Raw genomic sequence first — 3,736 nt, forward strand, 5'->3', positions numbered from 1 at the left:
GAGACAGGCTTGTACCTCTCCCCGTTCGCTGGGGTATGCTTCCCATCGCTGCACCTACCAAGCCAAAAACCACGCATACAAAGGGCAAAGAGATTTTTTGTTGAATCCGCACTTCAAGTTTACGAATTTTTTGGCGATCGCCACCAAGATTTTCTACATCTAGTTGCTGTAGTGCTTCAGAAATATTCATCTCACCATAATCGCGGCTTTTTTCTGCCAGACTTAATGGCGTGCGCGGTAGTTGCAGTTGTTGGTGTTCAAATTTGACGATGTTACGATAAGAGCGATCGGCAGCAACAAAATAGATTGTACCGTTGTAAAAATCCCAGACGTTTTGAGAAGGATTCCACTGAGCCGATTCTGAGACCACAATTTGATTCAGATTTTTTGTTGAGCGATCTATAATTGTCAACCCTGTCATACGCTTACCATCAAATTGGTCGGCGTAAAACAAGCGTGTCAATATCCGATTCTTAGAACCATCCGGCTGGACAACATCTTGGTATTCAGGATAGAAAATATTTTGCTGTTTAAAAGTTGGCTTGTCTGATTTCAGGGCTTTCTCTAAAGTCATTGCCGCTCGATAATTGGCTGCTGGTGCAATTTCCTCATTAAATACAAATGTCATTCCTGTAACGACAAGACTTAACATCACAGCAGTTAGCACCATGCGATAGACACTGACGCCACAACCACGCAAGGCAATTAATTCGCTCTCGCTAGAAAGACGACTGTAGGTCATCAAAGTAGCCAGCAGCGTAGACATGGGAAAGGCTAAAACGATAAAGTTGGGAAATTTTAACAAAAAAACTTGAATAGCAATGTCTATAGGTAGCCCAGATTCGACAATTTTTCTGACGAGATCAAATACAGCATCAATGGTGACGCCAATTGATGAAAAAGCTCCGACACCAAAGAAAAACGGCGCTAACAATTCGCTGGCAAGGTAGCGATCCATGATCGTAAAAGGCAGCAGCGAATAGAGACTATTAAAATACGTGAGCTTCTTTGATATCATAAGCAACTTGAAAATTTAGATATTGGCAACCCTGGCAAAGCAAAGCATCTCTAGTGTATTTAGGATCAAAATTAAATTCTTAATGGCTGAAAATTAACTAATAAATTCATGCTGAAGAATCAAAAATCAAAATATTTTGGGAAATTATTAACTAAATAATTGTTAATTTAGACTTGAAAATTATCCCCTAAATAATATTGCCGCACAAGGGGATTGGTGTAGAGTTCGTCAGCAGCGCCAAAAGCGAGGATTTGTCCCTCACGCATGATGTAGGCGCGATCGGTGATGGCTAGGGTTTCACGGACATTATGATCTGTAATTAAGATTCCCATACCGCGATCGCGCAGTTGGGCGACGATTTGCTGAATTTCTGAGACTGCGATCGGATCGACTCCCGCAAATGGTTCATCCAAAAGTAAAAATTTTGGCCCTTCTTGTCCAGCAGCTAAAGACCTTGCTAATTCCGTCCGCCGTCGCTCACCACCAGAAAGTTGAATTCCTTTACTCCTAGCTAATTTTTCCAACCGAAACTCCCGTAGTAAAGTTTTGAGTCGCCTTGACCACTCCCAACGTGGCACATGAGTTTGCTCTAGTACTAACAGAATATTATCCTCTACCGATAGTTGGCGAAAAACACTGGCTTCTTGTGCTAGATAACCAATACCCAGTCGTGCCCTTTTATGCATTGGCATTCCCGTCACGTCTACATTACCCAGCCAAACTTTTCCTTGATTGGGTTTTTCTAAACCTGTGGCAATGTAAAAAGTCGTCGTTTTACCAGCCCCATTGGGGCCTAGTAAACCAACAATTTCGCCCTGAGCAACAGAAAGATTGACACGATTGACAATTACTCGCTTGCCGTAAGATTTGTGAATATTCTCTAAAACAATTTTCACGCTGGAAGCACCCTTTCTTGGTGGTAAATGCTAATTAGAAGGCTTCAAAGGTGGTGTTTGTGGGGCAGGTATCGCAGTTTGTCCGCTATTATTTGATTCCTCGATCATGTAGATGGACTCTACCTGACGGTTGGATTGGGGTAAAGCCACAAATCGCCCTTCATCAATTAAATAGGTTACTTTCTCTGCTCGGATACTGTTACCGCCCTGTTGCAGAATATAGACGTTACCACTGAAATCAATTCGGCGTTCCTTACTAAAATACTGTGCTTGGGCAGATGTTGCCTGAAGTTGGCGAGAAGGATACAACATTTGCACGTTACCGCGAGCGGTAATTACTTGATTTTTAGCGTCATATTCTTGCACATCAGCACGGATAGTCAGGGGGCGATTTGCCTCAGATGTTTGTGCAGTAGCGGTTTGCACTTGGGTAGGGAAGGCAAAAGTCCCTAAGAGTGCAACTGGCAGCATTAAAGCTAATCCAAAGCGACGCATCTGGGATATGGGCAATTGATAGCAGGGCATCATAGCAATTGGGGATTTAGGATTTCAGCTTGCATTCTAATTATCTCAAGTACTTTATCCAGATATAAAATATACGATCTGGAGTGATTGCCGATAACTACTGGCTGAAATAGTGACGCTACCCCCAACCTCAAGGTTTCAGCTAATTGACATCTGAGTGAAATCGACGTAGGCACAATACTCTTCTTTTAACGGAGACGCTACGCCTAGCTTGCTTCCGCGTAGTGGTACGGGAAGTCGTCGGCTAGATGAATTTTGCCTACCAGGGATTTCAGGCAACGCATAATCTAACTAGATGTCTAATCAGTACTTAGCACAATTCTAGGCAAAGATAAGACTTGATTTTCGCCCAGATCGCCAGCAGCAATTTTATCTGGCCCTATTTGTTGTAAATTCGTCAACAACACTGCGCTCTCGCTCAATAGCTCATCTACGTCAACGCCGCTGTAACTAGATGGGTAACGGCGTAGGCGATTGCTGCCTTCTCCCAACAGAATTACCGCACCTCGCCAGTTCCGATTTTCCAAATGATACAGTGCTACAGCAATTTGGAGAATGCCTTGATAAAAGCTTTTTTCCGGTTCGCTAGCTTCAATCCACAAAGCCTCTAAAGTGTCATGACAAGCGTAGAACTCTCCAGAATTGAACTGTTCTACGCCTTGCCAAAACTCTTGGGGGATGATTTCGCTCATCCCATGCTGTCTCGTACTTCTTTGATTGTTTCCAGAGAGATTTCTTGTTTGTCTCCAGCAAACTCGTTGTCAGGGGTGAGGAATAACATACAATGGCACTCTTTGCGTTCTCTCATTGGCACACAAGGACAGTTCCAATATGTGGCGTGAATCTCAGCTTCTTTATCTTCGTAATGGCGACAAGGACATAAAGGCGCACCCAGGTCGTCTTTATGTTTGGCTAGCCCTTCAATCACAACTGCGGTGACAGAAGGTTCAGAACAGAAGTATGTTCCAGTACGCTTGGCGTATTGTTCGGAAAAATGCCGCATTGCCTCTAGGCTTTTATCGCTGGATTTTGTGTTATGTTCTGATGTGATCATGTCGCTCATAATTTAAATATTTCTTTGCATTGTACCTCAGCCTTACTAAGGGATTACTGGGTGTATTTCCCCAACCTTACCTGTTCAAATTATCTTCCCTTTGCTCAAAGGCTGATATATCCGGTGTCCTGGGATCAGAGAAAATCTCATAAATCGCAGAAGCTGAACTTGTCAGCAGTCTTTGAAATTATAAAATTTGAATTGATTTATGAATGTAATGTTTTTTGTAGCTGGGGTTGCAGT

General features: G+C 43.0%; 5 protein-coding genes. All 5 read right to left on the bottom strand.

What is annotated here, in order from left to right; genetic code table 11:
* Positions 1-958, bottom strand: a 958-nt coding sequence (locus IQ229_RS17680; RefSeq protein WP_194045931.1) for an LptF/LptG family permease, incomplete at its 3' end; no start/stop codon positions are given.
* 227 nt (positions 959-1,185) lie between these two features.
* Positions 1,186-1,914: an LPS export ABC transporter ATP-binding protein gene (gene lptB / locus IQ229_RS17685; protein ID WP_194045934.1), complete on the bottom strand. Its 729-nt coding sequence runs from the start codon at positions 1,912-1,914 to the stop codon at positions 1,186-1,188.
* A gap of 30 nt (positions 1,915-1,944) precedes the next feature.
* Positions 1,945-2,442, bottom strand: coding sequence for an LptA/OstA family protein (locus IQ229_RS17690; protein ID WP_194045936.1), 498 nt, complete (start codon positions 2,440-2,442; stop codon positions 1,945-1,947).
* Positions 2,443-2,738: 296 nt separating this feature from the next.
* Positions 2,739-3,131, bottom strand: a complete 393-nt coding sequence (locus tag IQ229_RS17695; protein WP_194045938.1) for a DUF309 domain-containing protein — start codon at positions 3,129-3,131, stop codon at positions 2,739-2,741.
* The gene (locus IQ229_RS17700; protein WP_094351306.1) at positions 3,128-3,493 is read right to left on the bottom strand and encodes a ferredoxin thioredoxin reductase catalytic beta subunit; all 366 of its coding nucleotides are present in this window, start codon (positions 3,491-3,493) and stop codon (positions 3,128-3,130) included. The genes IQ229_RS17695 and IQ229_RS17700 overlap by 4 nt, the downstream gene beginning before the upstream one ends.
* Positions 3,494-3,736: the final 243 nt, after the last annotated feature.

This window comes from Nostoc cf. edaphicum LEGE 07299, from assembly GCF_015207245.1.
GTDB classification, from domain to species: domain Bacteria; phylum Cyanobacteriota; class Cyanobacteriia; order Cyanobacteriales; family Nostocaceae; genus Nostoc; species Nostoc edaphicum_B.

Coding starts and splice junctions, on each gene's coding strand:
- IQ229_RS17700 (WP_094351306.1), bottom strand. CDS start 3,493: ATGATCACATCAGAACATAACACAAAATCCAGCGATAAAAGCCTAGAG.
- IQ229_RS17690 (WP_194045936.1), bottom strand. CDS start 2,442: ATGATGCCCTGCTATCAATTGCCCATATCCCAGATGCGTCGCTTTGGA.
- IQ229_RS17695 (WP_194045938.1), bottom strand. CDS start 3,131: ATGAGCGAAATCATCCCCCAAGAGTTTTGGCAAGGCGTAGAACAGTTC.